Origin of the sequence: Tepidibacter sp. (genome assembly GCF_025210165.1) — a bacterium.
Classification (GTDB): Bacteria; Bacillota; Clostridia; order Peptostreptococcales; family Peptostreptococcaceae; genus Tepidibacter_A.
Genome location: NZ_JAOASI010000084.1, coordinates 1 through 25,795, shown reverse-complemented (window position 1 = coordinate 25,795; position 25,795 = coordinate 1). Strand labels below are relative to the sequence as shown.

Here is a 25,795-nt window from a genome sequence, read left to right as displayed (position 1 = left end):
ACCTAGCAAATACTAATATAACATAAAATAGATGCTTAATTAATTAGTTTTTCCATTATGCGAAAAAAAAGGACTTTTCAGTCCTTTTAATTTTAATAAGATTTATTTTTACCTTCATTTTTAACTGTGTTTATATCCATCAACGTAGTGTCAATGTCAAGTGTGTATTTGAATGTATTATTTTTATAATCTTTATATCTATTTCTTCCTATTTTTTTCTTTTTAACTTTTTTAGTCACAAAAAACCCTCCCTTCTGTCTATAGTATTTAATTTACCCAAGACAAAAGGAATATAAATAGTGAATTTATAGTTGAATAACCAAAAACTTCATTTAACTATTTAGATATGCTTAATACTTTATCATAAGAATAAAAAGGTTTTTCTTTTCCTAAAAAAATCATTTCTCCTATTAATTTAAAGTCAAGCTTTTTAAATAATGTATTCATTTTTTTATTTAATGAATAAGTATCCGTCTTTAGATACCTCACTCCATTATCTATTGCTAATTCTTCAGCAAATTTCATTAAACTTGTACCAATTCCCTTATTTCTACAATCAAAATTAACTGCCATTCTATGTATTACCATACATACTTCGTCAGAAGACCAATTCAATCCGTTATATTCCTCTGGTTCTACATAATTAACACATATAAATCCAGCAACTTGTCCATTTATATCTTTAACGTATAAATCCCCTTTTTCAATATCATTAGCAAAATCTTTAGATTGAGGATAGTTTTCATCCCATTGATAATTATTATAAGAATTCATTTCTTCTACAGTTTTTTTTATAATTTCCATAATATTATCCAAATCACCTAATACTGCTTTTCTTATCATTATAATCACTCCTTATAAATCAAATCTATATATTTCCATTTCCTTCTTCAATAATAGCATTATATTTTTAAAACCTTTTTAGTAGGAGTATACTTTATATTTTTTGAAAGTTCAACTACTTTTTTAATTTTGTATAAATTATAAAAATTTCAAAAAATATATTTTTTATATGTAATTTTTTAGTTGGAAATGTTTATAACGTATTTTAATTTTCAAACATGAGAAAATAATAGTACATTTAATTTAAGGAGGTTTTATAATGAAACAATTTGAAAAAGATCATGATGTGAATACAAATAAAAGTGAGCATTTAGATTTAGAAAATTCTCGTAGAATAGATGAGCTTGTAGATTTAGTTCAAAAGCATACAAGAACAGAGCGTCATCTTGAGCAACATTCTGACATTTCTTCTCCTGAACAAATTGAACATTGTAGAGAAGTTCAATGTGAAAGAGAACACCAAATAAACAATTTGAAAAATATAATAGCATATGGACACCATGAGGGTGACAACGACCTTGAAAATTTAGAACAAAATTATCATTATACTCAGGGATATATAGAACATAATCATGAGAATATGAATCAACAAGGTCTTGAAAGAGCTAATGAAAAACAAGAACATCGTAAAGATCAAATGAAGTTTTTAAAATAAATCATGAAAAGGACTATCTCTAAATAAAATTTAGGATAGTCTTTTTCATAACTAAAAATAGTTTGACATAAAACTATTTAAGTTGTAAAATTAGTTTGTTGTAAAACTTTTTTTGAAAAATAATATTAATGAAAAAATACAAATACATAAAGGAGAATGAAAATGAAAAACTTATTTGAAAAAACTCAACTTGGAAATATTACACTTAAAAATCGTTTTGTTAGAAGTGCTACTTGGGAAAATATGACTACTGAAGATGGTCATATGACTGATGAACTATATAAAATTTATAAAGAATTAGCAAAAGGTGAAGTTGGATTAATTATAACCGGATATGCAAATGTTGTTCAAGAAGAACAACCTAATCCAGGTATGATGGGAATATATAATGATTCATTTATAGATGAATATAAAAAATTAACAGATCTAGTACATAAGTATGATTCAAAAATAGTAATGCAAATTGCTTATGGTGGAACAAAAACCAAATATAATGTTGGCCAAAGAATTATATTTGCTCCTAGTGAAGTCCCTGAGAGAGGTACAAAAACTCTAGGTAAGTCAATGACAAAGGAGGAAATTGATTATATAGTAGACGCGTTTGCTAAAGCTGGTAAAAGATCAAAAGATTCTGGATTTGATGGTGTCGAAATACATGGAGCTCACACATATTTAATAAATCAATTTCTAAGTCCCTACTATAATAAAAGAGAAGATGAATATGGTGGTAGCTTAGAAAATAGAATGCGATTTTTAATAGAAATATATTCTAAAATGAGAGAAATGGTAGGTAGAGATTATCCTATATTAGTCAAGTTAACTGCATCAGAGTTTTTTGATGGTGGATTAACATTTGAAGAAACTAAAATAATATGCAAAAAATTAGAAGAGCTAGGCGTTGACGGTATAGAAATTTCAGGTAATATACACGGAAAAGCAAAATCAATGGTTGGACAATCTTTTGATGGCTATGAAATAAAAAAAGAAGGTTACTTCTTTGAATATGGAAATATTATTAGTAATGAAGTTGACATTCCAATAATTACAGTCGGAGGACTTACTAATATCAATAATATAGAAAAAATCTTAAATGAAACAAATATAGATTTCTTTGCCATATCAAGACCACTACTTACAGAGCCTAATTTAATAAAAAGATGGAAAGATGGAAATAAAGAACCAGTAAAGTGCGTTAGATGTTCAAAGTGTAGAACTGCTAATGGAAATTATTGTACTATTTTTAATAAATAGAGTCCTTTATGCCCATTTTCATGAACTACCACCACTTGTAGAAGTGGTGGTAGTTCACATATTATTCAAATTATATTTCCTCTTTAATCTAATAATTCTTTTTACACTCTCATCAATTCTTTCTACGCTAATTTCTCCACTATCAACAGCTTCTTTTAAAGCCTCTAATGCCTTTATTTGCTTTTCTTTAGTGTGACACATTAGAATAATATCAGCTCCTGCTTTGATAGCTTCAACTGATGCATTTCTAGCACCATAATTATTTGCAATAGCACCCATTTCCATATCATCTGTAATTATAACTCCATCAAAGTTCAATTCATCTCTTAAAATATTAGTCAATATTGTTTTAGATAAAGTGGCTGATTTCTCACTTTTGTCAACATTCGGTAAAACTATATGAGCTGTCATTACTGCATCTGCTCCATTGTTAATAGCTTCTTTAAATGGAATTAATTCAAATTCATCAAGCCTTTGTTTGTCATGATTTGAAACTGGAAGATCAAAGTGAGAATCTAATGTTGTATCTCCATGACCCGGAAAATGCTTTATAACAGAAATAACATTTGAATCTTGCAACCCTTTCATAGTAGCCGTCCCAAGTGTCTTAACTATTTCAGAATCTTTTCCAAAGGCTCTATCTTTTATAACTGTGTTTTTAGGATTACTATATATATCAAGTACTGGTGCAAAATCCATATTAAATTTAAAAGAACTAAGTTCCCTTCCTATTTCTTTGCCTATTTTATAAGATAAATCTTTATCATTTTGTTTTCCTATTGATTTATTAGATGGAAATTTTGTGCTTCCTTTAGGTAATCTTGTAATTCTTCCACCTTCTTCATCAACTGATATGAATAAACCCAATTTATTCTTTGAATTTATACTTTTTATACTATTATTTAAATTTAAAAGCTGTTCTGCATTTTTTATATTACGTTTAAATAGGATAACTCCTCCTACTTTATGATTTTCTAATAAATCTCTAAAATCCAAGTCAACTTCATATCCATTAAAACCTACTATTATCATTTGTCCTAATTTTTCTTTTAAGGATAAACTATTTATAATATCATTTATTTTATTTTCTTCAACTTCTTCTTTAGTTAACACATTTTCTTTATTTTCTTCTATTTTTTTCATATTATCATTATTTTTTATATCTATAAAGATAAGTATTAGCGCTAATAATATTAATGTGATTCCAATAATTGTCTTTTTCATTTGTCTTCTCCTTTAAAGTACTTACTATATTAATAGTAAAATCTACATATGAATAAATTCTATATATAGTAGCATAATAATATCAAGAAAATCAGCTTGGAGGTTATAAGATGAATAATACAGAAACATTTTTACACGAAATAAAAAGTGATTTAGACAATTTAGATGTTGGATGTTTAAATCTAGAAAAAGTATATATAGATGAAAAAGATAAAAATACTAATAATGGTATAGAAATCGAGTGGTACGGTGAAGCATCAGATGGACATTATGATGTAGTTAATAGTGATTTATACACATCAAAAGCACGTCAAAAAATAAGAGCTAAATTAGAGAACATATCATTTAAAGTAAACAAGGCAGCAAAAAAAGGTTTAATACAAGATGAACAAGAACTATGGAGTTAACCTATATAAAATTACATTTTACCAAACAAATCTCCCAATAATTCTAGGGAGATTTTTAATCTACAAATAAAGAAAAAGGATATTCATTATGCGGTTTTAATTCAAATTTACATACCCTTTTATCCTTTGGATGAATAAATTCTATGTTCTTAGCCCACAACGCTATTTGAGTATAACCTTTCATCTTAACAAATTTTTTATTATATTTATTATCTCCCCACAAAGACATGTTTGCATTTGAAAATTGAACACGTATTTGATGATGTCTACCTGTTTTAAGATTTATTTTTACAAGGCTTAAAATTCCATCTTTATCTGTATTAACACTATCTATAACTTCATATTTTAAAATTGCTTCCTTAGCATTTTTATTTTCTTTTGAAGCTACCTTTGACATATTAATTCTTCCATTCTTTAAAAGATAGTCTTTAAATATTCCATCTTTCTCATCTGGTTTTCCACAAACTACAGCATAGTATTCTTTCTTAAAGGTTTTATTTCTTATTTGTTCTGATAAATTTGCATTAGCTTCTTTTGTTTTTGCAAATATCATCAATCCTCCTACAGGTCTATCTAGCCTATGTACTAATCCTACATAAGGATTTTTGGCTTTAGGATAGCAAATCTTAATATGCTCTTTTACCATAGAAAGCATATCCATATCATTTGTTTTATCCTTTTGAGAAGGTACTTTTGGAGGCTTTTCTGCTACTAAAATATAACTATCCTCATAAACTATGTTCAATTCCATAATATTTTTCTCCCTTTTTTATACTTTTATTTTTTAATTACTAACAATTTTTCAATTTAATAAGTTTATCATCATTTACTTTACTTGCTACATACAAATTCACTAAAGAAAGCGAAGCCGCTAGAAAAAATATATATTGCGGTCCCCACAAACTCCACACAATTCCGCCTAAATACGCACACATAATTGAAACTATATGGTCTAGACTAAGCCCTAAAGATAATGTAGGGGTAATATCAGAAGTTTTAACTGCTATAGACCTCAAATAAATTGTTCTTATCATACCCATTTGAGTAGACATTTTATCAAATATAAACACTATATAAGCTAAAAATACAGGAACACCTATAGTAGCTAATTTTCCTGTTGAAAATCCTGCACTCAATAATCCATAAACCAAATAAACAATAATAAATGATAAAGCATCAGCGTAAAGTAACTTCTTAATTCCAAATTTATCAATCCATCTACCAACAGCCGGAATAAAAAATACGCCTATAAACGAACCAATAATACTTAAAATTGCTAGAGTATCGGCCCTTTTACTTAATATATCAATTAATACCCAGGGTCCATAAACAATCATTATCTGTTTCTGTACACCCCACATCACTACTAGAACATAATAATACTTATATTCTTTTCTAAAGACAAAATTCACCTTCTTATTGGTTTTTATTGGTTGATCAACTAGCTTTTCCAAAACAAAAAATAAAATAAGTACAACCCCCAAAATACATGCTGATATAATAAATATCCATTTCATCTTACTTGTAAAGCTAAAAAGGCCTACTCTAAATCCAACAAAAACCATCATACTCCCTAGCACAGTAAAAATAGTTGCTAGTCCTTTGTATTGTCCTAATTTCTTACCAATATTCTCATCCTTAATTAGCGACATCCCTATACTATCTTGTATAGGCATAAACATGTGCATACCTAGAGAATTAATAAAAATAAAAATCAACATAATTTCAAAAGACGGTGTAAAAAAACCTAATGTTCCTATACCTATTATACTTAATAATTGTGCTACCATAGCAATACGAATATCTGAAAATAATGATAATGATGCAACAATAACTATAACGAGTACTCCTGGTAATTCTCTGGGAAATTCTATAAGGCCCCTTTGATACGCTGTAATTTGATATGCATCTTTAAAATAATTAGAAATAACATCATTACTAAGACCTAAACCAAGCGCTGTAAGTGCAATAATTAAATAATAAATCAATTGAACTTTACCTACATTTTCAAGCTTTCCAAACACTCTACCCTATCCTCTCTTTTTATATCTTAAGCTTAAAGCTAACTATTTTAATGATAAATAAAAAAGTCTTTCTATAAAAATTTTATTGGTAACAATATAACTTTCTCACACTTAATATAATATTTGTAAATAAAGAAGGTAACTACAAATTATAAGTAGCTACCTTATTAACTATTCAGCCAGTTCCAAAGCAATTTTCATCATATTTGTAAATGATTCTTGTCTTTCTTCAGATGTAGTTAATTCTTGAGTAACTAAATTATCTGAAACTGTTAATAAACAGGCTGCATTTTTTCCCAATATATTTGCATTATGAAATAGTGAAAATGCTTCCATTTCTACCACTGTACACCCGTGATTCTTATTAATCTCCTTGTATTTTTCAAAGTTTTCACGATAAAATACGTCAGATGAGTGAATTCTCTGTTTATGTATTTTTATTCCTAAATCCTCTGAGATTTTTTCTAACTTACTATTTAACTCAGAAGATGCAGCAATTACATCTTTATCATACCCACTTTGAACTTTAGCAAATGTTGATTCACTCCAAGCATCATTAGCTAATATTACATCATATAAGTTCAAGTCAGCAGTATAAGCTCCACATGAACCAATACGGATAATATTTTCTACTCCATAAAACTTAAATAGCTCATATGAATAAATACCTATACTTGGCATTCCCATCCCACTAGCCATTACAGAAATCTTACGACCTTTATATGTTCCTGTATATCCAAATACATTACGTACATTATTAAATTTTTCAACATCTTCTAAAAATGTATCAGCAATAAATTTTGCACGCAATGGATCTCCTGGCATTAATACTGTTTTTGCAATAATTCCTTGTTCTTTTACTTCAATATGTGCTGTTGGTATCATATTGAACCTCCTTTTCATAATGTTTATATTTAAAATATAATTCAGCTTAATAATTACACTACTTCAAAATCCTTTCTAATAAATCTATCTTTTATAAGTGTATAATATAACAATTGAATAAGATTATAATTTCCTACTCATTATAAAATATATTGATATGAATGGTAATAATTATTTGCTATTTTAATATTATATACCATAATCATATATTTTTGCATCAAAACACTTCATTATAAATTTTAAAATCATTTTTTCCTTTCTTTTTCACCTCATACATAGCCATATCAGCATTATGAAGAATTGTTTTCCTATCTTTTCCATGATCTGGATAAATACTAATTCCTATACTTACTCCTATTTGATAGCAATTTGTATCTATTATAAAAGGTTCATTAATTATTTGAATAAATTTATTAGCTATTTCTTTAATTTCATTATTTGAACTAATCCTATGAGCATAGGCAAATTCATCTCCACCAATCCTTGCAAACAAACCTTCCTTTAAAGTTTTTTCTACTCTTTTACCTAAACTTTTCAAAAGAAAATCTCCCACTTTATGGCCTGCTGTATCATTTACTAATTTAAATCCATCTAAATCCATAAAAAATACTGCTACTTTTTTGCTATCATCATAATATATAATTTCCTCTAGGTACTCTTGTAACAAGAATCTATTTGGTAATCCCGTTAAAAGATCATGGTAAGCCATATACTTTGACTTTTTTCTGCTTCGAACCTCTCTGTAATATCAGTAGCAAGTCCCATGACCTCTTTTACCATACCTGTTTCTTCATCTATACCACTATCGTATATTGGTGTAACTAAATTTTCAAATACTCTATTGTCTATTCTCACTTCAAATCTAACCTTATTTTGTTTAAAAGCAGATTTCAATTGTTCTTTTACAACATTAAATGTTTCTTTTGTATATACCTCCTCTGTATATACTTCCTCTATTCGTTTTAGTTTTCCATCTAATTTTAAAAACTGATTTTTCTCTACTAATTTGCCTTCATTATAGGTTAAATATATATCTCTACTTTCATCCATTTTGCACCTATATACTAATTCTGGAAGCATAGAAATGGTTTTCTTAAATTGTTCTGCAATCTTTAATCGATTTTTTTCAACCTCTAACAGATTATTATAATTCTTTACCATAAAGTTAGCAACTGTGTGAATTCCGATAATACTAATGATTCCCATTAACAAGAACAAAGATAAAGTCTTATTCCTTAATTTTATCTTGTCTCGATTATTCATCAGCATTACTACAATTTTTTTATCCCCTATAGGTATATATGTGAAAATATATTTTTTTTGCTTATAAATCAATTCTTCATAAATTTTATCCTTTGAATACATAATTTCTTCAATTTTTTTATTCGTATAATCAAATGCCTTGTTTTCTATATCTCCGTATAATATTACAGGATCTGCCCCAGCCTTAAAATCTTTGCTTCTATAATTTAACCAAGCATCTCCATCTATTACTGCAATTTCATCTATAAAATTCACAGTATTTTTTATTTCTAATAAAATTTCATCTAATCCTTTTTTATATGATGATTCATTAACTTTATTTTCTAATATAAACGGATTTATAATATAATCATTTTTTTCATTATAATAGTAAGCATATTTAAAAAATCCATCCGTAACATAAGAAAGAGTTCTAGGCCCTACCCAAAATCTATCTTTCTTATAACCTTTTTTAACACTGACCTCTTTTCCTTCAAACAATTCTAGTAATGCGTCATTCCAATATCCCCAGTCTTTAGTCCATTTCCCCACTTCTTCCACTACTGTAGATTTAGTAATTCTTATATTTTTGTTATCCTTAGCTAAAATTGATATACCATATAATCCATAGTCATTTTTAAGTTGCTGCAAATCTTCATCATCTAAACTTTCAATTGAGTTTTCTTTTATTTTACTGTATATACTCTTACATATAACATACAGTTTTTCATCTGTACTATTTTCTATCTTTTTATCTGTAAAGTAAATATTGTTCATGGATTTTCTTATAATTATTGCAAAATTATTCATTTCTGCTTTCTGATAATCTTGTATCTGTTCCATCATTACACCATATACAACCATGAAAATAATAAACACAATAGTGGATATGTATAGAATAATTTTTAAAGAAAATTTATTATTTATCCTAGTTTCCTTCATAATAAAGAAATCCTCCTTTAAAAGTTAACCGAACTTAGATGAATTCTATTTTTTTTATAATATTCCTTTATTTTTTCACATCAATTATTTTAAAATTATATTATAAAAAGACATATTAAATTATTAAAATTTTCATATGTCCTTGTTTTTATATCAAACCTTATAAAATTATACTTTTAAGGATTTATATCTATTCGTTGGAATAGTTTCAGATGTATTAGTTACTACCTCTACAACAATAGGTCCATCAACTTCGCTTAAAAAACCTTTGAGATTATCAATGTCTTCATTTTCTCTAATAGTTATAGCTTTTATTCCCATCCCTCTTACTATATTTGCTATTTCTATATAATCATCACAGAATTCATTAAGACTTCTACCAAAAATTTTCCTATGTCCTTCATTTACAAACCTCAATTCTGAATTGTTGATTATAAAAAATACAATTTTCATATTGTATTTTTTAGCTGTAATAAGTTCTGACATACCGTTCATATAAAATGAGCCATCCCCTATAAATACTCCTATTACTCTATTTGTATCAATTCTACTAATGCCTATGGCACCTATACTAGATCCCATACACGCATAGTTAACATTACATTCAAAATCTCCTTCTCTTGGTATTTTCATATAATTGAGATTGAAAATTTTAGAACTTCCTATATCATTAACATAAAAAGTATTTCTAGGCATTGTATTAGTGATTTTTTCTGCAAGTATTCTTAGAGATAATCCTGTATGATTAGGTTTATACGCTTTATTTAAAGGCTCTGTAATATCATTATTTAAATCTTTATAATCAATACTATCAGTAATATAATCTAATGCTTCACTCAAATCTGCCTCAACATTTAAATCTGATTTATATGCTCTATCAAAAACGTTTTTGTCTATATCTATGTGAATAAGCTTATTTTTAATTAAATTTTTATTAAAATTTTGAGTAGAACACTCTCCCAGTCTACTTCCTAATGCAATTACGCATTCTAAATTTTCATTTTTAATATACTTATCTGATAAGTCAGTTCCTGAAAACCCATAATATCCCATATGTAATCTAAAATCTTCTTCTATTTCGCCTTTTGCTGATATAGTAGTTACCAATCTCCAATTTAACTTTTCAGCTAATTTCTTAACTTTTCCCCCTAACCTTCTACATCCACCACCCACTATCAACAATCCACTTTTAGATTCATTTATTATATCTACTGCTTTTTTCAAGCTATCGTAATCTGTATATGCTTTTTTTATTTCTCCTGCTTTATATTCTAATCCTGTATACTCTTTTTTCTGTACATCTAAAGGTAATCCTATATGAACAGCTCCACGTGGATGCTCGTATGCTATTTCTATAGCTTCTTTTATACTTGAAATAACATCTTTTTCATCTACAATTTTTTTTGAATGTTTTACTATTCCACCTAAAAGTTTTTCTGCTTCTAATTCTTGAATCGCTCCTAATCCTTGCTTAGAGGTATCAACATACCCACTTAGTATTAAAACTGGAGATTTTGATTGAGTTGCTTCTGCAATTCCATTTATTGCATTTCCAACTCCTACAGAACCTGAAATTAAACAAACTCCTAGTTTTTGTGTTACTCTAGCATATTTACAAGCAGAATAGCTAGCTGCGGCTTCATTTTTAGTTATTATGTACTCTATTTCATTAAAATCATTAAAACTATCTACAATTGGACTAATTGTACCAGATGGTAATCCAAATACTGCATTTACTTCATTTTTATGTAAATATCTTAAAATTTTTTCACTTGTTTTCATTACAATTCCTCTCTATCATCATATTTACTTTTGTATACAAAACCCGCTATAGTTTAAGCAATTTTTACATACTATTTTTATTAAAAGATTCTATTAATTCCTTACACTTGCCTATAATCTCACTACAAAATTCAAATTTAGTACCAATTGATGGAATAACTATTATTCCACACACCTCACTATCTTTAAAAAGCGGAAAGACTGCAATACTTTTAATACCAAAATATTTAAATTCAGGAGATGATTCTTTATCATTGATTGTATCATTTATAAATACTATCTCACCTTTAACTACCTTTTTTAAAACAGGATTTTCTAAAATTCTAACAGGATTCTTGCTATGTACTTCTTTCCAATCTTCTGTTTTTAAAGTTTTTGTCCCCATCATATGTACTGGTGAAAGTTCTTCATCAACAAATTTATGAAAAGCTATATTTTCTATACCTGTAACCTCATTTAGATTTTTGAAAAGTTGATTAATTATTTCAATATCTATTTTTCTACTTTTATTCACAAGAATACCTCCTATTAAATGAACTTCTTTTAATAACAATTTTATACGACAATATTCCTCTTGTCAATTTTTAACTTTTGTTTAATTTTTAGGTATTATTTCAAAAAAAAGATGTGTATGATTATTCATACACATCTTTTCTTCTATAATATTGAACTAATTAAATAAAATATACTTTCCTTAAGATAAACTATACAAATAAGCTCACTTGCAACTATTATCATAGGATGTACATAGGCAGTTTTTAATGCAGATAATCCAGTTAAATTTTTAATATAGCTATAAAGTAGCTTATATTGAGTAATCTTTGCTACTAAAAATAATATCATACTAATTTGAATAGATACAGCTGATACAACTATTCCTAAAGATATATATACAATAGGTACAATATAAGATATATTTATTGAAACTATTAAATTCTTAAAATCTACTTTTTTATCACATAATAAATTTGTTAAAGCTATAAAACTCATTATCATTAAACTTTCAATGAATACAACTTTTGATCCAATTACAAATACATTTGTCCAGTTGGACAAGTTAAACAAAGTGATACCTTTTGATAATTCAAGATTTCCTGCCAACCTATATATGCTATTTATGATATTACTAGAAGAAAGGTTGGCTAAAAACACCATATTCATTAAACTAAATACAATAGAGCATAATCCTAAAATACCTATACTTTCTACTATGCTAAATTGTGGAGTTGATGATTTTATTTTCCCCTTAATTCCTTTACCTAAACTATCAACTACTTCACTAACAAGATTTCTTCTTTTACCATAAACTAATTCTCTTTTTTGCATTCCCTACACCTCTTTTTTTTAAAAAATTTACTTTTCTTACTTCAATATTAACACCATTTATTTGGTTTTTCTAGCATTGTTATTTTTTTAATATCATGTTTTTTTGATATTTTTTCTACAAAGAAATATTTTGTATTTTTGCACTCCAAAAACACGTTTTGAACATTTGAAATTTCAATATTTTTTATGTTTCTAATCATGATTAGTTTTTAGAAACAACTTTATATTTTCTTAAAGGTTTTTTAATTTCTTGCTTACTTCGTTATTTTTTTTTCAATGTTTTTGTAACCTATATTCAAACATTTAAACATATATATGTATTAAGTAAATTTATATAAAGAGGTGATTAAAATAAGTAATCCATTAATAATTATAGACCCTGGTCACGGAGATATTGACCCTGGTTGTTCTTATCAAGATATTTATGAAAAAGATATTGTACTTGATATTAGCTTATATCAACTCAAAAGATTTGAAGAGCTTGGAATTAATGCTGTTATAACTAGATTCTCTGATATGTACCTTGACCCCCATAATAGGACTAAATTAGTTAGAGATTCTAAAGCAATCTATTGCATAAGCAATCATATTAATGCAGGTGGTGGAAAAGGCTGTGAAGTTATTCACTCTATATACACCGATGGGAAATTAGCGTCTGAAATATTCAATAAATTAGTAGAAGCTGGTCTACATCCTAGAAGAGTGTATTCAAAAGAAAGTAATCAATATCCTGGTAAGGATTATTATTTTATGCATAGAAATACAGGACCTTGTATAACTAATATACTTGAATACTGCTTTATAGATAATCAAAACGATAGAGATAATATACTTAAGGATTGGAAAATATATGCCGAGCAAGTTGTAAAAGCTTTTTGTATATATATAAATCATCCATATGAAAATAGTATAGAATATTTAAAAAGGGATTCTAATTAGAATCCCTTTGATTTTATCTTTTAGAATAATTTCGTGCTTGTTCAGCAGCATTTTTAACTTCTTCAAGAGATGCTCCTATTGAAACTTGACTAACAGCTGCTATGCATCCTTCAACTATAGGTGCATCAGCTATTAATACTCTTTCCTTTAAATCTTCATCTAAAAAGTCCATTGCCATTTCTGCACTCATAATAGCACTTCCAAGATCAACTAGTATTAACACTCCATCTTTATCATCTGATTGTTGTATTGCATCCATTATTTTGGTTGCATCTGTTCCAAATCGTCCATCGCTTGTTCCACCAGCATTAATCACTTTAATATCTGCTTGTGCCATTTGCATACTAAAATTAATTATTTCTTGTGCTAAGTTTTTGCTATGAGATACTACTACAATCCCTACCATTTATATGTCCTCCCTAACTATTAACTACATCTGATATTGTTTTTATAATTATATGGCTTGAAGTTGCTCCAGGGTCCTGATGTCCTATACTTCTCTCACCTAAAAAACTAGCCCTTCCTTTTAACGCCTTTATAGTTTTTGTATATTCAACTCCTTCAAGAGCTGCTTGTTCAGCTTGTTTTGAAGCTTCTTTCAAATCTTTTCCTGATTCAACTGAGGATTTAAAAGTTTCATAAGCAGGAATTATACAATCAAGCATAGTTTTATCTCCCTTATCAGACTTCCCTCTTTGCTTTATTCCATCTATAACTACTTCATAAATTTTTATTAAATCATTAGAATCAATTTCTTTTTTACCACCCACCACAGAAGATGCTTTTAAAAATGCTGTTCCATAAAGTGGTCCTGATGCTCCACCTACTGTTGATATCAATGTCATAGCTATATTTTTTAATATAGTTTGATAATCAGAATCTTTAAGTGTTTCTAATTTTTTCTTAACCTCATTAAACCCTCTAGCCATATTAGATCCATGATCAGAATCTCCTATTGCCATGTCAAGCTCGTTTAATAAATCTTTATTTAATATAATGTTATCAGCAATTTTATTGATTATTTCTAAAAACATTGTTTTATCTATCATTTCAAACTCTCCCTTTTATCTATATTTCCTTAAGTGCTGGTGTATCAGCTTCTGCATTTAATAATCTTTTAAGTTCCTCATCTAATTTAATTACACTTATTGAAAATCCTGGCATTTCAAGAGAAGTCATATAGTTTCCAATTAAAGTTTTGTTAACTTTTATTTCTTTTTCTTCTAATAATGAATGTAATTTTTTATTTACTATATATAGTTCCATTAAAGGAGTTGCTCCTAATCCATTAACTATTACTCCTACTTCTTCTGCTTTTTCAATTGACATATCTTCAAGAATCTTTCCAAGCATGTATTCTGTTAGTTCATCTGCACTAGATAGTTTTTCTCTATGAGTTCCAGGCTCGCCATGAATACCAAGTCCCATTTCTATTTCATCTTCACCTAATGTAAAGCTTGGCTTCCCAACAGCTGGAACAGTACAAGCTCCCAAGCTCATTCCCATAGTTCTTGTATTGTCTACTACTTTTTGAGCTATTTTTTGTACTTCTTCTAGAGATTTTCCTTCCTCTGCTGCTGCGCCTGCTATTTTATGAACAAATATCGTTCCAGCTACACCTCTTCTTCCAGTTGTGTAAGTACTATTTTCAACTGCAACATCATCATTAACTACTACCTTATCTACTTTTATACCTTCCATTTCAGCCATTTCAGCTGCCATTTCAAAGTTCATTACATCTCCTGAATAGTTTTTTATAACTAATAGAACTCCTTTATCAGAACCTATAGCTTTTATTCCCTCAAGTACTTGATCAGGAGTTGGTGATGTAAATACCTCTCCAGCTACTGCTGCATCAAGCATACCTTTTCCTACAAACCCTGCATGTGATGGTTCATGTCCACTTCCTCCACCACTTATTAATGCAACTTTTCCTTGTATAGGCGAATTAACTCTTGTTAAAACATTGAATCCTTCTACTCTTTTTATATGCTCTGGATGTGCCTTTACTATACCCTCTAACATTTCATTAACTATTGCTTCAGTAGAATTGATAATCTTTTTCATATTAACTCCTCCTAATTTAGTATTATTTTAAATTTCAAAGTTTGCTTTTACTAATTCAATTATCTGCTTTAATGCTTCTTTTTCATCCACACCATCAGCTTCAATAGTTATTTCTTCACCTTCTCTAACACCTAAAGACATAACTCCCATTATACTTTTTGCATTAGTTTTTTTTTGCTTATATAAAATATTTATTAAACATTCAAATTTTCCTGCAGTTTTTACAACTGCACCTGCTGGTCTTGCATGTAATCCATTACTCTCTTTAACTACTATACTTTGTTGTACCATTTTATAATCCTCCTCCATTATTTTATTCTTTATTTATTTATATATACCTCTGTGTTTTTTCATTATTAAGAATATTATTGTATTTCAAAGCAATTTTCATGCCAAAAATCATATTTTTTTAAATAACAAAAATAATTTATTAATATAATTACTATTTTAGGAATTTTCAGAATAAAACAGATGAAAAATTAATCAATAATATGTTATTTCTGTTTTAATATTTTCGAAAAATTGATAAAATTTATCAACCACCGATAAATTTTATCAATTTTCATAGATTGTATTTCTTAGCTTTTAACGATACGGTTCTATGCGTTATACCTAAGGCTTTTGCAGATTTATTAAATGTTTTATGTTTTTGAAGTGCCATCTTTATAATTTCTTTATCATATTCTTCCATACTAGCCACATCTCCATCTTTTAAGTTTATTAAATTTGTATTTTTTGGCTTAAATATAGATTTTATAAAGTTTGGAAGAACATCTATTTCTATTTGATCTTCATCACTTAGAGTAATAGCTCTCATTATTATATTTTCTATCTCTCGTATATTTCCAGGCCATGTATATTCTTGTAAATATCTCAGTGCTTCATTTGATATTGTCTTTATCTCTATTTCTTCACTATCACATATTTTCTGTATAAAATGCTCAACTAATAAAGGTATGTCCCCTTTTCTATTTCTAAGAGGAGGTAACATTATAGGTATTACATTTAATCTATAGTATAAGTCTTCTCTAAATTCGTTGTCTACTATCATCTGTTCTAGATTTCTATGTGTTGCAGTTATTATTCTTATATCTATTTTGACTGTCTCATTTCCTCCGATTCTCTCTATTTCTCTTTCTTGTATAGCTCTTAATAATTTTGCTTGAAGATTATAGTTTATCTCTGCTATTTCATCCAAAAATAAAGTCCCATTATTTGCAAGCTCAAATTTTCCTATTTTTCTCTTAATAGCTCCTGTAAAAGCTCCTTTTTCATAGCCAAATAGTTCACTTTCAAGTAGATTTTCTGGTATTGATGCACAATTTACCTTTATAAATGGACCTTTATTTCTTTTACTAGCCTGGTGTATTGCCTTTGCAACAAGTTCTTTTCCAGTACCACTTTCTCCTCTTATTACTACTGTTGCAGATGTTTTAGCAGCTTTTGATGCCATATTAATTGCATCCTGAAGAGAAGAACTCCTCCCTATTATAAAATCAAAAGCCTCATGGACCTTATTTTTCTTTTTAAGCTCTTCTTTATAATACTCAATTTTTTGATTTGCCTTATCTAAGCTATGCATAATATCCTTTAAATCAGTAATGTCATTATAAGTTGTCAAAACTCCCTCAAATATCTTATTTACAAATATACAGTTTGAATTAGATATTATCTTCTTACCATTTTTTTCAATCATTAAGGAATTTAGTATATTTCTCTTTTTATCAAGAGCTTTAACACTAGGTCTATTTGGATAAATATTTTTAGCATTTTTTCCTATTATATCTTCACTCTTAATATCAAATATACTTTGGTATGCTGTATTTACATAAGTTATAGTCCCTTTATTGTCCATTAGACATATTCCATCATTTATATGATTTAATATGCTTCCAAATTTATCTTTTATCTCTTTTATAGACTCTAATTCTGTATTTATATTTATAGTATTTTCTTCTAACACCTTGTCAAACTCTTCTATATCATTGATTTTTTGGTCTATCTGACCTGATATATATTTTTCTACCTTTTCCAAGACCTCATTACACTTATCTCCAACGCAAGTTATATATATAGTATCTCCTTGTTTTATCTTAAGAGATGTTAAAGATAACATACTCGAAATTGGCACTTTTATGTCTGATTCATTTTGTATATACAGCTTTATATTATATTTTTTTTCCAACCTGCTTATAAACGAAACTATCATCGCAGCAGTTCTCGCATGAATACCCTTTTTATTAGTAATTAAAATTTTTCTACTAAGCTCCATATAATCACTCCAAATCTCGACTTATGCTTATATGTATTTTATCACATTATATTATATCCTTGAATAAGCACTATCTTTTTATCATATTAACTATTTCTTTAGTTTCCATCATCTTATTTTGTTCTATCCTTTTGAAATAACTATTTTTACGTTCCATTTGTTGTAAATTAATAGTATAATATAATTGATAAATTTTTATCTAAAGGAGTGAGTAAGTTGGAAAAAAATAAGATAATGGCAATACTCAGCGCTATAACATGTTCTTTGCTTTGGGGAATTTCTTTTTTGAGTATAAAAGTAACCGTAATTGCTATTCCACCTATATCACTTGCCATACTTAGATTTAGTATAGCTATTACGACCTTATTTTTATTTAGAATTATAAAAAAAGATTTTTCTAAAATTGAAAAACAAGATATTCCTAAAATGATGTTAGCAGGACTTTTAGGAATATCCTTTTATTATTATTTTCAAAATACAGGAATAAAACTAATACCAGCATCTCAAGCCTCTATTATACTTGGAGCCATACCTATATTTTCTCTTTTAGCAGAATCGTTAGTATATAAAATTAAACTTACAAGAAAAAAAATATTCTATGTTTTACTATCATTTATAGGAGTATTTATATTAACTGGAGTAAATCAAAATTCATCTTCATCAAGTTTTCTAGGATATTTTATGATGTTTGCAACCGTAGTTTCATGGATATTATACTGTATGGTTATAAAACCTTTGTTTAAAAAATATTCACAAATGACTATACTTTATTATCAAAGTATTTTCGGAGTAATATTTTTAATACCATTTTCTTTATTTGAAAAAATTGATTTTAAAAGCTTTGATATATCAATAATAATGCACCTTTTATTTCTAGGAGTATTGTGTTCTGCTCTAGCTTATACTTTGTATATTTTTGCTATGTCTCACCTTGGAGTATCAGATGCAGCTGTTTATTTAAACTTGATACCATTAGTGGGAGTTTTGGCAAGTTTTACTATTCTTCATGAAGTTATAAGTTTTAATCAAATCATAGGTGGTTTCCTACTATTATTCTCTGTTTATATGATAAATAAAGACGAACATCCCTCTACTAAAGATGACAATATATTAATTGAAGATATACCTAAGAATTTGAGTGAAGAGTTAACTTTTAGAAATGAGTAAACAGTTGGATTATCCAACTGTTTTATTTGTGAAAATTTTCATGATCTAGTAGCCACTTTTTCCTGTCAAGTCCACCTGCATACCCTGTTAACTTTTTATTCGAACCTATAACTCTATGGCATGGTACTACTATACTTATAGGATTTTTAGAATTTGCACTTCCTACTGCTCTTACTGCTTTTTCATTCTCAATTTTAATAGCTATATCCTTATAGCTTCTTGTTTGACCATATTCTATATTAGTAAGCTCATTCCAAACCTTCTTTTGAAACTCTGTTCCTTTTAAATCTATTTTTAAATCAAATTTTTTTCTATCCCCTTTAAAATATTCATTAAACTGATTTATAGCATCTTTTAAAATTTGAGGAATATACTCTGAATTACTTTTCTCTTCATTAACATGAAGAACTTCTAAAATTGAATCCTCATCACTTACAATTTTTAATAAACCCATTGGAGAATTTAAATATGCAAAATACAAACTTTTCACCCCTTAACAGTTAGTCTAATTATAATTTTCTATTCATTATAACAAATATTTTGAATAAACAGAAACTAGGTTTTAAAATTCAAACCTAGTTTCATGGGGGTTTAAAAATATTTTAGTACTTTTTTATATAGTTCTGGTTGAATCTTAGCATAAGTTAAATTATCTGGAATATCTTTAAAGAATCCTATTTCTTTTATTTCAAATTCTGGTAATTCATCAAGCTTTTCTATTTTTGCATAAAACAATCTTCCAAACCTAGTATTACTATCTATTGTTACTGAATAATCATACACCCCTTCAATACTATATGTTCTCACTCCTGTTTCTTCAAATAGTTCTCTTTCTCCCGCCTTATCTATGCTTTCATCTACTTCTCTATGCCCTCCTGGTAACTCCCAAGTATCTCTATCTTTATGTTTAACAAATATATATTCATTTTTAAATTCTGCCACTATAACTGCAAATTCTAACTTTTTATCTTCTATGTTTCCAATTTCATAAAAATCTACTTTTATCATACAATTTTCTCCTTCAAATTATTATTATTCTAGAATAAGACATCCTCCTTTTATCGTACTTACTTATTTATTATCTGTTTTAAAAATCTTTTAGTTCTTTGATTCTTTGGATTATTAAATATTTCATCAGGATTTCCTTCTTCTATTACACTTCCATCATCCATAAAGATAATTCTATTTGCAACTTCTTTTGCAAATCCCATTTCATGAGTAACTATAATCATAGTCATATCTTTTTGAGCTAAAGTTCTAATAACATTTAATACTTCTCCCACAAGTTCAGGATCAAGCGCTGATGTTGGTTCATCAAATAATATAACTTTAGGATTTAATGCCATAGCTCTAGCAATACCTACTCTTTGCTTTTGACCTCCTGATAGTGTAGATGGATAATTATTTATTTTATCAGAAAGTCCAACTTTAGTTAATAAATCTATTCCTAAAAATTTAGCTTCTTTTTTGCTCATTTTCTTATTTACTATTAAAGACTCAGTAACATTTTCAAGTGCTGTTTTGTTTTTGAATAAATTATAATTTTGAAAAACCATTGCAGTTGATTTTCTTAAACTATTTATGTCTTTTTTAAACGGATTAGCTGCATCTATAGATATATCATCAATATTTATTATTCCACTATCTGGTTTTTCTAAATAGTTTATACATCTTAAAAATGTTGATTTACCTGATCCTGAAGGTCCTATAATAACTACAACTTCCCCTTTTTTAACATTTAAATCTATACCTTTTAAAACATGTACATTATCAAATTTTTTATGAATTTTTTTTATATTTATCATTTTTTCACTCCTAATATGACTTAGAGATATTTCTTTCTAATTTATCCATAATATAAGTAAATAAAATTGTAATTAGCCAATACATTATTCCTACTGCCAAATAATTTTCAAAGAATCTATAGCTTGCTGCTGAGCCCATCTTAGCCGCTGCAAGCATTTCGGAAACTCCCAATACAAAAGCTAATGAAGTCTCTTTCATAAGGCTTATAAAAGTATTTCCTAAAGATGGTATAGCAATTCTTGAAGCTTGAGGGAAAACTATCTTTGTCATACCTTGAAACGGTGTCATCCCAACTGATAAAGCAGCTTCCATCTGTCCTTTATCTACAGAATTAATAGCTGCTCTAATAATTTCAGACATATACGCTGCACTATTAACGCTCAAAGTTATAAAAGCTGCTGTGTATGCATTTATTCCACCTAACGATGGAATAACTTGTGGAAGTCCATAATAAAATATGAATAACTGTACAAGCAGTGGTGTTCCTCTAAAAAATGAAACATATATATTAGATAAAGGATATAATATTTTTATTTTATACGTTCTAATTAAAGCTATGCTAGTTCCTAGCACTAATCCAATAACTATTGATATTAATGCTAAACTTAATGTAATAGGTAAAAACTTAATAAATTCTGGAAATCTGCTTATAAAATACTCTACCGAAAAATTAATGCTCATTTAATCCACCATCTTCTATTCTTTAGTAATGTTTATTTCAAACCACTTTTTAGATATTTTTTCTAAGGTTTCATCATTTCTCATATCTTCAATCGCTTTACTTACTTTATCTACTAATTCTCTATTTTCTTCACTATCAACAAAGGGGAATGCATTCTCTATTTTACTTATAGGATTCCCACCTAATTGAATATCCAGCCCTGATTTTTGTACATTAGTCATAGCTGCTAACTTATCATTTAAAACAGCGTCTATTCTTCCAAGCGCTACATCTTGAAGTGATCCTAAAAAGTCTTCATAAGTAATTACTTCAATTTCATTATTTACATCAAACTCTCTTATAATTTGTTCATAATTCGATCCAAGACTTACACCTACTTTTTTACCTTTTAAATTCTCTAACGATTTAACATCTTCATTTCCTTTTTTAACTATTAATTGTGCTCCACTGTATACATACGGTGTTGGGAATATGTATTTTTCTTTTCTTTGATCTGTTATAGTTATTTGATTTGCTATTGTGTCAATTTTTTTAATATCAATCATTCCAAATAATCCACTAAATTCAGATGTTACATATTCCACTTCGTATCCTATTCTACTGCCAATTTCATTCCATACATCTATTTCAAAACCATCTAATTCTCCTTTGTCATTTTTAAATGTGTAAGGGTGATATCCTCCAGATGTTCCTATTTTTATTACATTCTTATCTGTTTCATCTACATTCTTTGAAGAGCATCCTATAACTCCTACTAATAAAATAAATATTGTTAATGCTAGTATAATTCCTTTTTTGTTAAATATCATTTTGAATCCTCCTTAAAATTTGTGTTTTTATCAAATTGATAATTATATTCTAGCATTGTCAATTTGATAATGCAACATGTTTTTTATTTTCACATCAAAAAAGCTATTAAACTGTGTTATATACAGCTCAATAGCCTTTTCAATGTTAAAATATACTAATATTTATTTTCATTTTGATAAAATACAAATTTAAAATTATACTATCAATTTTCTTATTTTATATAATTAACTACATCTTCATTTCTTTTTGGTGCATTTTGTTTTTTATCTAAAGCTTTATACCCTAAGGCTACTGTATAGTATGGTTCATATCCGTCAGGAATATTAAACTGTTTAACCTTGTCTTCTTCTATTAAACCAAATTTACTAAGACCTACCCAACAAGATCCAACCCCTATACTGTCTGCAGCTAATAACATATTTTGAATTGCAGCCGATACATCTACAATCGGGCTATAACAATCTTTTTTGCCAGATACCAATATTACAGTTGGAGCATTGTAATGTATGTCAAATTTTTCATTATTTCCTAATTTAGCTATCCATTCATCACTATGATTCTTCATTGCTTTTTTAGATTCTTCATTCATTTCAGATATTATGTTTTTGTTTTGGATTACGGTGAAATGCCACGGCTGTTGATTATGTGCACTTGGAGCATATATTCCAGCTTCTATTATAGTCTGTATCTCTTCTTCCTTTATTTGTTCTTCTTTAAACTTTCTAATACTTCTTCTCTCTTTTATGTTCTTTATAATATCATTCATAAACAACCCTCCCAATATTATCCATATAATTTTGTTCATGAAAATTATATCATATTTTCAAAAAAATTATATAATATATTTTAAAATTATGTATTTCTTTTATTAATAACTTCTAAGCGAAAATCATATCTATCCACAATTCGAGAATGAATATCACTTGCTATTCGTTATAAAAATAGATCTTAATTAAAATTAAGATCTATTTTTATTTTTTATGCTTTTTCGTTAGAAGATCCTGATTTTTTATGTGAAAGCTTTGATCTTTTTGTAAGTCTTTTATTGTTTGGATCAATTTTTTTGCTATCTACAATTCCAATGTCACTTCCCTGTTCAGAATACATCTTTCTAAGCTCTGAATTTGATTTTGGACGTGTTCTTATAAGGTTTTTATTATTATTCATCAAAATTCCTCCTTGTTTTATTTATATCTTTTTATTAATTTAACCAATCCTTAAAAAGATATATTAGAAATTATTGAAAAAACAAAAAACCTCAAGAATAAAATTCTTGAGGTTTTTTAACTGGCTGGGGATGCTGGACTCGAACCAACGCATGCAGGAATCAAAATCCTGAGCCTTACCGACTTGGCGAATCCCCATCATTATGAAATTTTTTTAATATTTTTTACACTGTCTTCCGACACATACATAATACTATATTTTTATATATATGTCAATACTTTTTAAAATAAAAAAATGCCCCTATTTAAATTGCAACATCCTGGTAACCTACTTCAATTATATTTTCATCTATAAGGCGAATTCCTAGTCCATTTTCTATATCCCATGTACAATCAAAGATTATTCCTATATCTCTACCCTCAAAACAAATTCCATACGGAATAGTTATTCCAACTAAATTTATCATTTCAAGTAGTTTATCTATTTTTTCAATTAAAGGATAATTTACATTAAATTCAATGTCATATCCCAATTCATGTCTCTCTTTTTTATAATACTCTAAAATGCTCTGCAATAAATTTTGTTGTAGTTGCTCCCAATTTTTCACTAATGAATTGTATGCTTCATACTGTTCCTTATCAAATATACCATCTTCTTCACCATCTACTATTAATGCTATATCATAGCTTTTTCTACAAAATTCAATAGTAGTATTTTTAGTCCATCCATAATCATATTCAAGTTCGCCAAAAACTGCATCATTTATTATCATTTTAACATCTCCTTTTTATTTATTTACAAATCCTCCAGGCTTAAACGCACCTGCATTTATCTCTCCTACACCACCTAACATATAGTCGATTTCAACTTGTCCTGCTGTAACTGTTTTAATAAGAATTATACTTCAAATCCAATAACAATCCATTCATCTACTACATCCCAAAAATTAATATTATATGTAGGTTTTTTCTTTGCTGACCATAAAGTAGCATTATCATTAGTACAATTTTTATAATCAATAGCAACATAAGTACCCATTCCATTACTGAAAAAACCAAAAGTAGTTTTTAAATCCAGTTGAATTTCTTCTTTTAATTCTTCAATAATACCCCATTCGTAATCATCTAAATATGTTACAGACTCTAAAGGTACTAGTCCCATTGATACACTAGAATAATAGTAAAATCCATTGTGAACATTTTGATAAAAATTTCTAATACCATCAGGTATCTCTTTCCATGATTCTTCTAGTATTTCATTATTAAATTTTTCATTTGGATTCCTACCTTCATAATATAATATATTACCAATTGAATTTTTAATTGTATATAAAATAGAATATCTATTGTTAATCTTAATCATCTCTATATTTTCTAGTTTATCACATAAATAGGATATTGTATTACTCAATTCAACTCCTGAATGATTTTTCCAAATCGCTAAAATAATATTAATTCTACTTTTTATATCATTTTCTTTAAAAAGGTTACGCCAAATATTAGGTATTAAGTCACAATCAATATTATCAATTTCATCAATTGTTAATATACTAACATTACCATTATTATATCTTCTTAAAAAATCAAGTTTCTGTTCCATATTAATCAAATCTCCTCTTATAAATTATAGTTTTTCATTTAATAAATCTTCAATTTTCTTTCTAATTATAGTTCTAACTCTTTAGCTACTTTTTGAACTTTATTAAAACCTTTTTTCCAAGTTCATTTCCTATTTCTGTGAATTTATTTAGCAAATAGTCCAAATATAGCTCCTGATACTGAAACTACGAATGAATCTCTTCCAGCAGTAACCATTATATATATATTAAGGTGAAGTTTCACGAGTTCAGCTTTTGTATCTATTACTTTACCTTCAAGGGATGTTCCTTTTCAATTTTTAAAGTACATAATATCTATTTATTATAATCTTCCTCTACCATAATACAATTTATAAATTCATCCTCAAAAGGACACATTGGATTTCTTCAATCTGCCCTTTAATCATCATATTAATTATTTCAATTCATTTCTAAGTATATGTGTTTCTAGATCTGCTAATCTTACAGGAATGGGTATTCTACTTTCGTTATTTATTAAATTTATTACTATTCTATGACTAGTTTCTAAATCTATATGATTTCCACAGGAAATAAATATCGGTTTAACATCTTTTCTAGTTTTTAATGCTCTTCCATATACCTCTTCTTCTATTACTATATCACTATATGAACCCTTTTCATTTTCAGGCATATTAAAATCTATTCCTTTTATCTTTAGATACGATTTAGCTACTCCTATAGTTGGC

The 25,795-nt window shown here is 27.6% G+C and carries 31 protein-coding genes and 1 tRNA gene; 5 read left to right on the top strand and 27 right to left on the bottom strand.

The features are described 5' to 3' along the window. Nucleotides 1-92: 92 nt before the first annotated feature. Nucleotides 93-239 (bottom strand): hypothetical protein, encoded by a 147-nt coding sequence (locus tag N4A48_RS14635; protein ID WP_293667160.1) that lies wholly within the window; start codon nt 237-239, stop codon nt 93-95. 97 nt (nt 240-336) lie between these two features. Then, nucleotides 337-843 carry a GNAT family N-acetyltransferase gene (locus N4A48_RS14630; RefSeq protein WP_293667159.1) on the bottom strand — a complete coding sequence of 169 codons (507 nt, stop codon included), beginning with the start codon at nt 841-843 and terminating at the stop codon, nt 337-339. Between the two features lie 259 nt (nt 844-1,102). On the opposite strand from N4A48_RS14630, the gene N4A48_RS14625 reads away from it, so the two are divergent. Both N4A48_RS14625 and N4A48_RS14620 read left to right on the top strand, forming a co-directional pair. Then, complete coding sequence (locus N4A48_RS14625) at nt 1,103-1,498, top strand: hypothetical protein (RefSeq protein ID WP_293667158.1); 396 nt, start codon at nt 1,103-1,105, stop codon at nt 1,496-1,498. Nucleotides 1,499-1,660: 162 nt separating this feature from the next. Beyond that, the gene (locus N4A48_RS14620; protein ID WP_293667156.1) at nt 1,661-2,749 is read left to right on the top strand and encodes an NADH:flavin oxidoreductase; all 1,089 of its coding nucleotides are present in this window, start codon (nt 1,661-1,663) and stop codon (nt 2,747-2,749) included. 54 nt (nt 2,750-2,803) lie between these two features. Here the strand turns inward: N4A48_RS14620 and nagZ are convergent, their stop codons facing one another. Then, complete coding sequence (nagZ, locus tag N4A48_RS14615; RefSeq protein WP_293667155.1) at nt 2,804-3,973, bottom strand: beta-N-acetylhexosaminidase; 1,170 nt, start codon at nt 3,971-3,973, stop codon at nt 2,804-2,806. Nucleotides 3,974-4,083: 110 nt separating this feature from the next. On the opposite strand from nagZ, the gene N4A48_RS14610 reads away from it, so the two are divergent. Further along, nucleotides 4,084-4,380: a hypothetical protein gene (locus tag N4A48_RS14610; RefSeq protein ID WP_293667153.1), complete on the top strand. Its 297-nt coding sequence runs from the start codon at nt 4,084-4,086 to the stop codon at nt 4,378-4,380. Nucleotides 4,381-4,435: 55 nt separating this feature from the next. Here N4A48_RS14610 and N4A48_RS14605 read toward each other — a convergent pair whose 3' ends face one another. From N4A48_RS14605 to N4A48_RS14570, 8 genes are all read right to left on the bottom strand, one after another. Continuing rightward, nucleotides 4,436-5,131 (bottom strand): RluA family pseudouridine synthase, encoded by a 696-nt coding sequence (locus tag N4A48_RS14605; protein ID WP_293667152.1) that lies wholly within the window; start codon nt 5,129-5,131, stop codon nt 4,436-4,438. Between the two features lie 40 nt (nt 5,132-5,171). After that, nucleotides 5,172-6,404, bottom strand: coding sequence for an MFS transporter (locus tag N4A48_RS14600; RefSeq protein WP_293667150.1), 1,233 nt, complete (start codon nt 6,402-6,404; stop codon nt 5,172-5,174). Between the two features lie 171 nt (nt 6,405-6,575). Continuing rightward, nucleotides 6,576-7,289, bottom strand: a complete 714-nt coding sequence (gene deoD, locus N4A48_RS14595; RefSeq protein ID WP_293667148.1) for a purine-nucleoside phosphorylase — start codon at nt 7,287-7,289, stop codon at nt 6,576-6,578. 217 nt (nt 7,290-7,506) lie between these two features. Beyond that, nucleotides 7,507-7,998: a GGDEF domain-containing protein gene (locus tag N4A48_RS14590; RefSeq protein ID WP_293667147.1), complete on the bottom strand. Its 492-nt coding sequence runs from the start codon at nt 7,996-7,998 to the stop codon at nt 7,507-7,509. Next, entirely contained in the window at nt 7,977-9,473 is a 1,497-nt protein-coding gene (locus N4A48_RS14585) for a hypothetical protein (RefSeq protein WP_293667145.1), read from the bottom strand. The genes N4A48_RS14590 and N4A48_RS14585 overlap by 22 nt, the downstream gene beginning before the upstream one ends. 168 nt (nt 9,474-9,641) lie before the next feature. Further along, a complete protein-coding gene (locus N4A48_RS14580) occupies nt 9,642-11,255 on the bottom strand; it encodes a thiamine pyrophosphate-binding protein (RefSeq protein ID WP_293667143.1) in 1,614 nt (537 codons plus the stop codon). Nucleotides 11,256-11,319: 64 nt separating this feature from the next. Beyond that, on the bottom strand, nt 11,320-11,769 hold the full coding sequence (locus tag N4A48_RS14575; protein ID WP_293667142.1) for a GAF domain-containing protein: 450 nt from the start codon (nt 11,767-11,769) through the stop codon (nt 11,320-11,322). 143 nt (nt 11,770-11,912) lie between these two features. Further along, nucleotides 11,913-12,581 carry a hypothetical protein gene (locus tag N4A48_RS14570; RefSeq protein ID WP_293667141.1) on the bottom strand — a complete coding sequence of 223 codons (669 nt, stop codon included), beginning with the start codon at nt 12,579-12,581 and terminating at the stop codon, nt 11,913-11,915. Nucleotides 12,582-12,923: 342 nt separating this feature from the next. On the opposite strand from N4A48_RS14570, the gene N4A48_RS14565 reads away from it, so the two are divergent. After that, the gene (locus N4A48_RS14565; protein WP_293667140.1) at nt 12,924-13,520 is read left to right on the top strand and encodes an N-acetylmuramoyl-L-alanine amidase family protein; all 597 of its coding nucleotides are present in this window, start codon (nt 12,924-12,926) and stop codon (nt 13,518-13,520) included. A 13-nt stretch (nt 13,521-13,533) separates the two neighbouring features. Here the strand turns inward: N4A48_RS14565 and dhaM are convergent, their stop codons facing one another. The 5 genes from dhaM to N4A48_RS14540 all read right to left on the bottom strand — a co-directional run bounded on the left by dhaM (nt 13,534) and on the right by N4A48_RS14540 (nt 17,859). Next, the gene (gene dhaM / locus N4A48_RS14560) at nt 13,534-13,926 is read right to left on the bottom strand and encodes a dihydroxyacetone kinase phosphoryl donor subunit DhaM (RefSeq protein WP_293667139.1); all 393 of its coding nucleotides are present in this window, start codon (nt 13,924-13,926) and stop codon (nt 13,534-13,536) included. A gap of 13 nt (nt 13,927-13,939) precedes the next feature. Further along, a complete protein-coding gene (dhaL, locus tag N4A48_RS14555) occupies nt 13,940-14,569 on the bottom strand; it encodes a dihydroxyacetone kinase subunit DhaL (RefSeq protein WP_293667137.1) in 630 nt (209 codons plus the stop codon). Nucleotides 14,570-14,588: 19 nt separating this feature from the next. Next, complete coding sequence (gene dhaK / locus N4A48_RS14550) at nt 14,589-15,587, bottom strand: dihydroxyacetone kinase subunit DhaK (protein WP_293667136.1); 999 nt, start codon at nt 15,585-15,587, stop codon at nt 14,589-14,591. A 27-nt stretch (nt 15,588-15,614) separates the two neighbouring features. Then, nucleotides 15,615-15,878, bottom strand: coding sequence for an HPr family phosphocarrier protein (locus N4A48_RS14545; protein WP_293667134.1), 264 nt, complete (start codon nt 15,876-15,878; stop codon nt 15,615-15,617). Nucleotides 15,879-16,149: 271 nt separating this feature from the next. After that, a complete protein-coding gene (locus tag N4A48_RS14540) occupies nt 16,150-17,859 on the bottom strand; it encodes an HPr family phosphocarrier protein (RefSeq protein WP_293667133.1) in 1,710 nt (569 codons plus the stop codon). A gap of 216 nt (nt 17,860-18,075) precedes the next feature. Here N4A48_RS14540 and N4A48_RS14535 point away from each other — a divergent pair, with 216 nt between their 5' ends. After that, on the top strand, nt 18,076-19,026 hold the full coding sequence (locus N4A48_RS14535; protein WP_293667131.1) for a DMT family transporter: 951 nt from the start codon (nt 18,076-18,078) through the stop codon (nt 19,024-19,026). Nucleotides 19,027-19,048: 22 nt separating this feature from the next. Here N4A48_RS14535 and N4A48_RS14530 read toward each other — a convergent pair whose 3' ends face one another. The 11 genes from N4A48_RS14530 to N4A48_RS14480 form a co-directional block, all read right to left on the bottom strand. After that, nucleotides 19,049-19,507, bottom strand: coding sequence for a methylated-DNA--[protein]-cysteine S-methyltransferase (locus N4A48_RS14530; RefSeq protein ID WP_330665146.1), 459 nt, complete (start codon nt 19,505-19,507; stop codon nt 19,049-19,051). A gap of 110 nt (nt 19,508-19,617) precedes the next feature. Then, nucleotides 19,618-20,034 (bottom strand): NUDIX hydrolase, encoded by a 417-nt coding sequence (locus tag N4A48_RS14525; RefSeq protein ID WP_293667130.1) that lies wholly within the window; start codon nt 20,032-20,034, stop codon nt 19,618-19,620. A 59-nt stretch (nt 20,035-20,093) separates the two neighbouring features. Then, nucleotides 20,094-20,831, bottom strand: a complete 738-nt coding sequence (locus N4A48_RS14520; protein ID WP_293667128.1) for an amino acid ABC transporter ATP-binding protein — start codon at nt 20,829-20,831, stop codon at nt 20,094-20,096. A 10-nt stretch (nt 20,832-20,841) separates the two neighbouring features. Further along, on the bottom strand, nt 20,842-21,513 hold the full coding sequence (locus N4A48_RS14515) for an amino acid ABC transporter permease (protein WP_293667127.1): 672 nt from the start codon (nt 21,511-21,513) through the stop codon (nt 20,842-20,844). Nucleotides 21,514-21,528: 15 nt separating this feature from the next. After that, nucleotides 21,529-22,323, bottom strand: a complete 795-nt coding sequence (locus N4A48_RS14510) for an amino acid ABC transporter substrate-binding protein (RefSeq protein WP_293667125.1) — start codon at nt 22,321-22,323, stop codon at nt 21,529-21,531. 212 nt (nt 22,324-22,535) lie between these two features. Continuing rightward, a complete protein-coding gene (locus tag N4A48_RS14505) occupies nt 22,536-23,090 on the bottom strand; it encodes a nitroreductase family protein (protein ID WP_293667124.1) in 555 nt (184 codons plus the stop codon). Between the two features lie 212 nt (nt 23,091-23,302). Further along, entirely contained in the window at nt 23,303-23,494 is a 192-nt protein-coding gene (locus N4A48_RS14500; RefSeq protein ID WP_330665145.1) for a hypothetical protein, read from the bottom strand. A gap of 118 nt (nt 23,495-23,612) precedes the next feature. Then, nucleotides 23,613-23,688: transfer RNA gene (locus tag N4A48_RS14495), tRNA-Gln, on the bottom strand. A gap of 107 nt (nt 23,689-23,795) precedes the next feature. Next, a complete protein-coding gene (locus N4A48_RS14490) occupies nt 23,796-24,263 on the bottom strand; it encodes a DUF6985 domain-containing protein (RefSeq protein ID WP_293667122.1) in 468 nt (155 codons plus the stop codon). Between the two features lie 125 nt (nt 24,264-24,388). Further along, entirely contained in the window at nt 24,389-25,090 is a 702-nt protein-coding gene (locus N4A48_RS14485; RefSeq protein WP_293667120.1) for an SMI1/KNR4 family protein, read from the bottom strand. 413 nt (nt 25,091-25,503) lie between these two features. After that, nucleotides 25,504-25,795: endonuclease V (locus tag N4A48_RS14480; RefSeq protein WP_293667118.1), on the bottom strand; the 292-nt coding region annotated here is incomplete at its 5' end.

What these genes read in the sequence shown, in the direction of transcription:
- N4A48_RS14505 (WP_293667124.1), bottom strand. Translation starts at nt 23,090, where the DNA reads ATGAATGATATTATAAAGAACATAAAAGAGAGAAGAAGTATTAGAAAG.
- N4A48_RS14620 (WP_293667156.1), top strand. Translation starts at nt 1,661, where the DNA reads ATGAAAAACTTATTTGAAAAAACTCAACTTGGAAATATTACACTTAAA.
- N4A48_RS14625 (WP_293667158.1), top strand. Translation starts at nt 1,103, where the DNA reads ATGAAACAATTTGAAAAAGATCATGATGTGAATACAAATAAAAGTGAG.
- N4A48_RS14570 (WP_293667141.1), bottom strand. Translation starts at nt 12,581, where the DNA reads ATGCAAAAAAGAGAATTAGTTTATGGTAAAAGAAGAAATCTTGTTAGT.
- deoD (WP_293667148.1), bottom strand. Translation starts at nt 7,289, where the DNA reads ATGATACCAACAGCACATATTGAAGTAAAAGAACAAGGAATTATTGCA.
- N4A48_RS14605 (WP_293667152.1), bottom strand. Translation starts at nt 5,131, where the DNA reads ATGGAATTGAACATAGTTTATGAGGATAGTTATATTTTAGTAGCAGAA.
- N4A48_RS14580 (WP_293667143.1), bottom strand. Translation starts at nt 11,255, where the DNA reads ATGAAAACAAGTGAAAAAATTTTAAGATATTTACATAAAAATGAAGTA.
- dhaK (WP_293667136.1), bottom strand. Translation starts at nt 15,587, where the DNA reads ATGAAAAAGATTATCAATTCTACTGAAGCAATAGTTAATGAAATGTTA.
- N4A48_RS14590 (WP_293667147.1), bottom strand. Translation starts at nt 7,998, where the DNA reads ATGGCTTACCATGATCTTTTAACGGGATTACCAAATAGATTCTTGTTA.
- N4A48_RS14490 (WP_293667122.1), bottom strand. Translation starts at nt 24,263, where the DNA reads ATGATAATAAATGATGCAGTTTTTGGCGAACTTGAATATGATTATGGA.
- dhaL (WP_293667137.1), bottom strand. Translation starts at nt 14,569, where the DNA reads ATGATAGATAAAACAATGTTTTTAGAAATAATCAATAAAATTGCTGAT.
- N4A48_RS14585 (WP_293667145.1), bottom strand. Translation starts at nt 9,473, where the DNA reads ATGAAGGAAACTAGGATAAATAATAAATTTTCTTTAAAAATTATTCTA.
- N4A48_RS14545 (WP_293667134.1), bottom strand. Translation starts at nt 15,878, where the DNA reads ATGGTACAACAAAGTATAGTAGTTAAAGAGAGTAATGGATTACATGCA.
- nagZ (WP_293667155.1), bottom strand. Translation starts at nt 3,973, where the DNA reads ATGAAAAAGACAATTATTGGAATCACATTAATATTATTAGCGCTAATA.
- N4A48_RS14510 (WP_293667125.1), bottom strand. Translation starts at nt 22,323, where the DNA reads ATGATATTTAACAAAAAAGGAATTATACTAGCATTAACAATATTTATT.
- N4A48_RS14540 (WP_293667133.1), bottom strand. Translation starts at nt 17,859, where the DNA reads ATGGAGCTTAGTAGAAAAATTTTAATTACTAATAAAAAGGGTATTCAT.
- dhaM (WP_293667139.1), bottom strand. Translation starts at nt 13,926, where the DNA reads ATGGTAGGGATTGTAGTAGTATCTCATAGCAAAAACTTAGCACAAGAA.
- N4A48_RS14485 (WP_293667120.1), bottom strand. Translation starts at nt 25,090, where the DNA reads ATGGAACAGAAACTTGATTTTTTAAGAAGATATAATAATGGTAATGTT.
- N4A48_RS14515 (WP_293667127.1), bottom strand. Translation starts at nt 21,513, where the DNA reads ATGAGCATTAATTTTTCGGTAGAGTATTTTATAAGCAGATTTCCAGAA.
- N4A48_RS14630 (WP_293667159.1), bottom strand. Translation starts at nt 843, where the DNA reads ATGATAAGAAAAGCAGTATTAGGTGATTTGGATAATATTATGGAAATT.
- N4A48_RS14520 (WP_293667128.1), bottom strand. Translation starts at nt 20,831, where the DNA reads ATGATAAATATAAAAAAAATTCATAAAAAATTTGATAATGTACATGTT.
- N4A48_RS14610 (WP_293667153.1), top strand. Translation starts at nt 4,084, where the DNA reads ATGAATAATACAGAAACATTTTTACACGAAATAAAAAGTGATTTAGAC.
- N4A48_RS14525 (WP_293667130.1), bottom strand. Translation starts at nt 20,034, where the DNA reads ATGATAAAAGTAGATTTTTATGAAATTGGAAACATAGAAGATAAAAAG.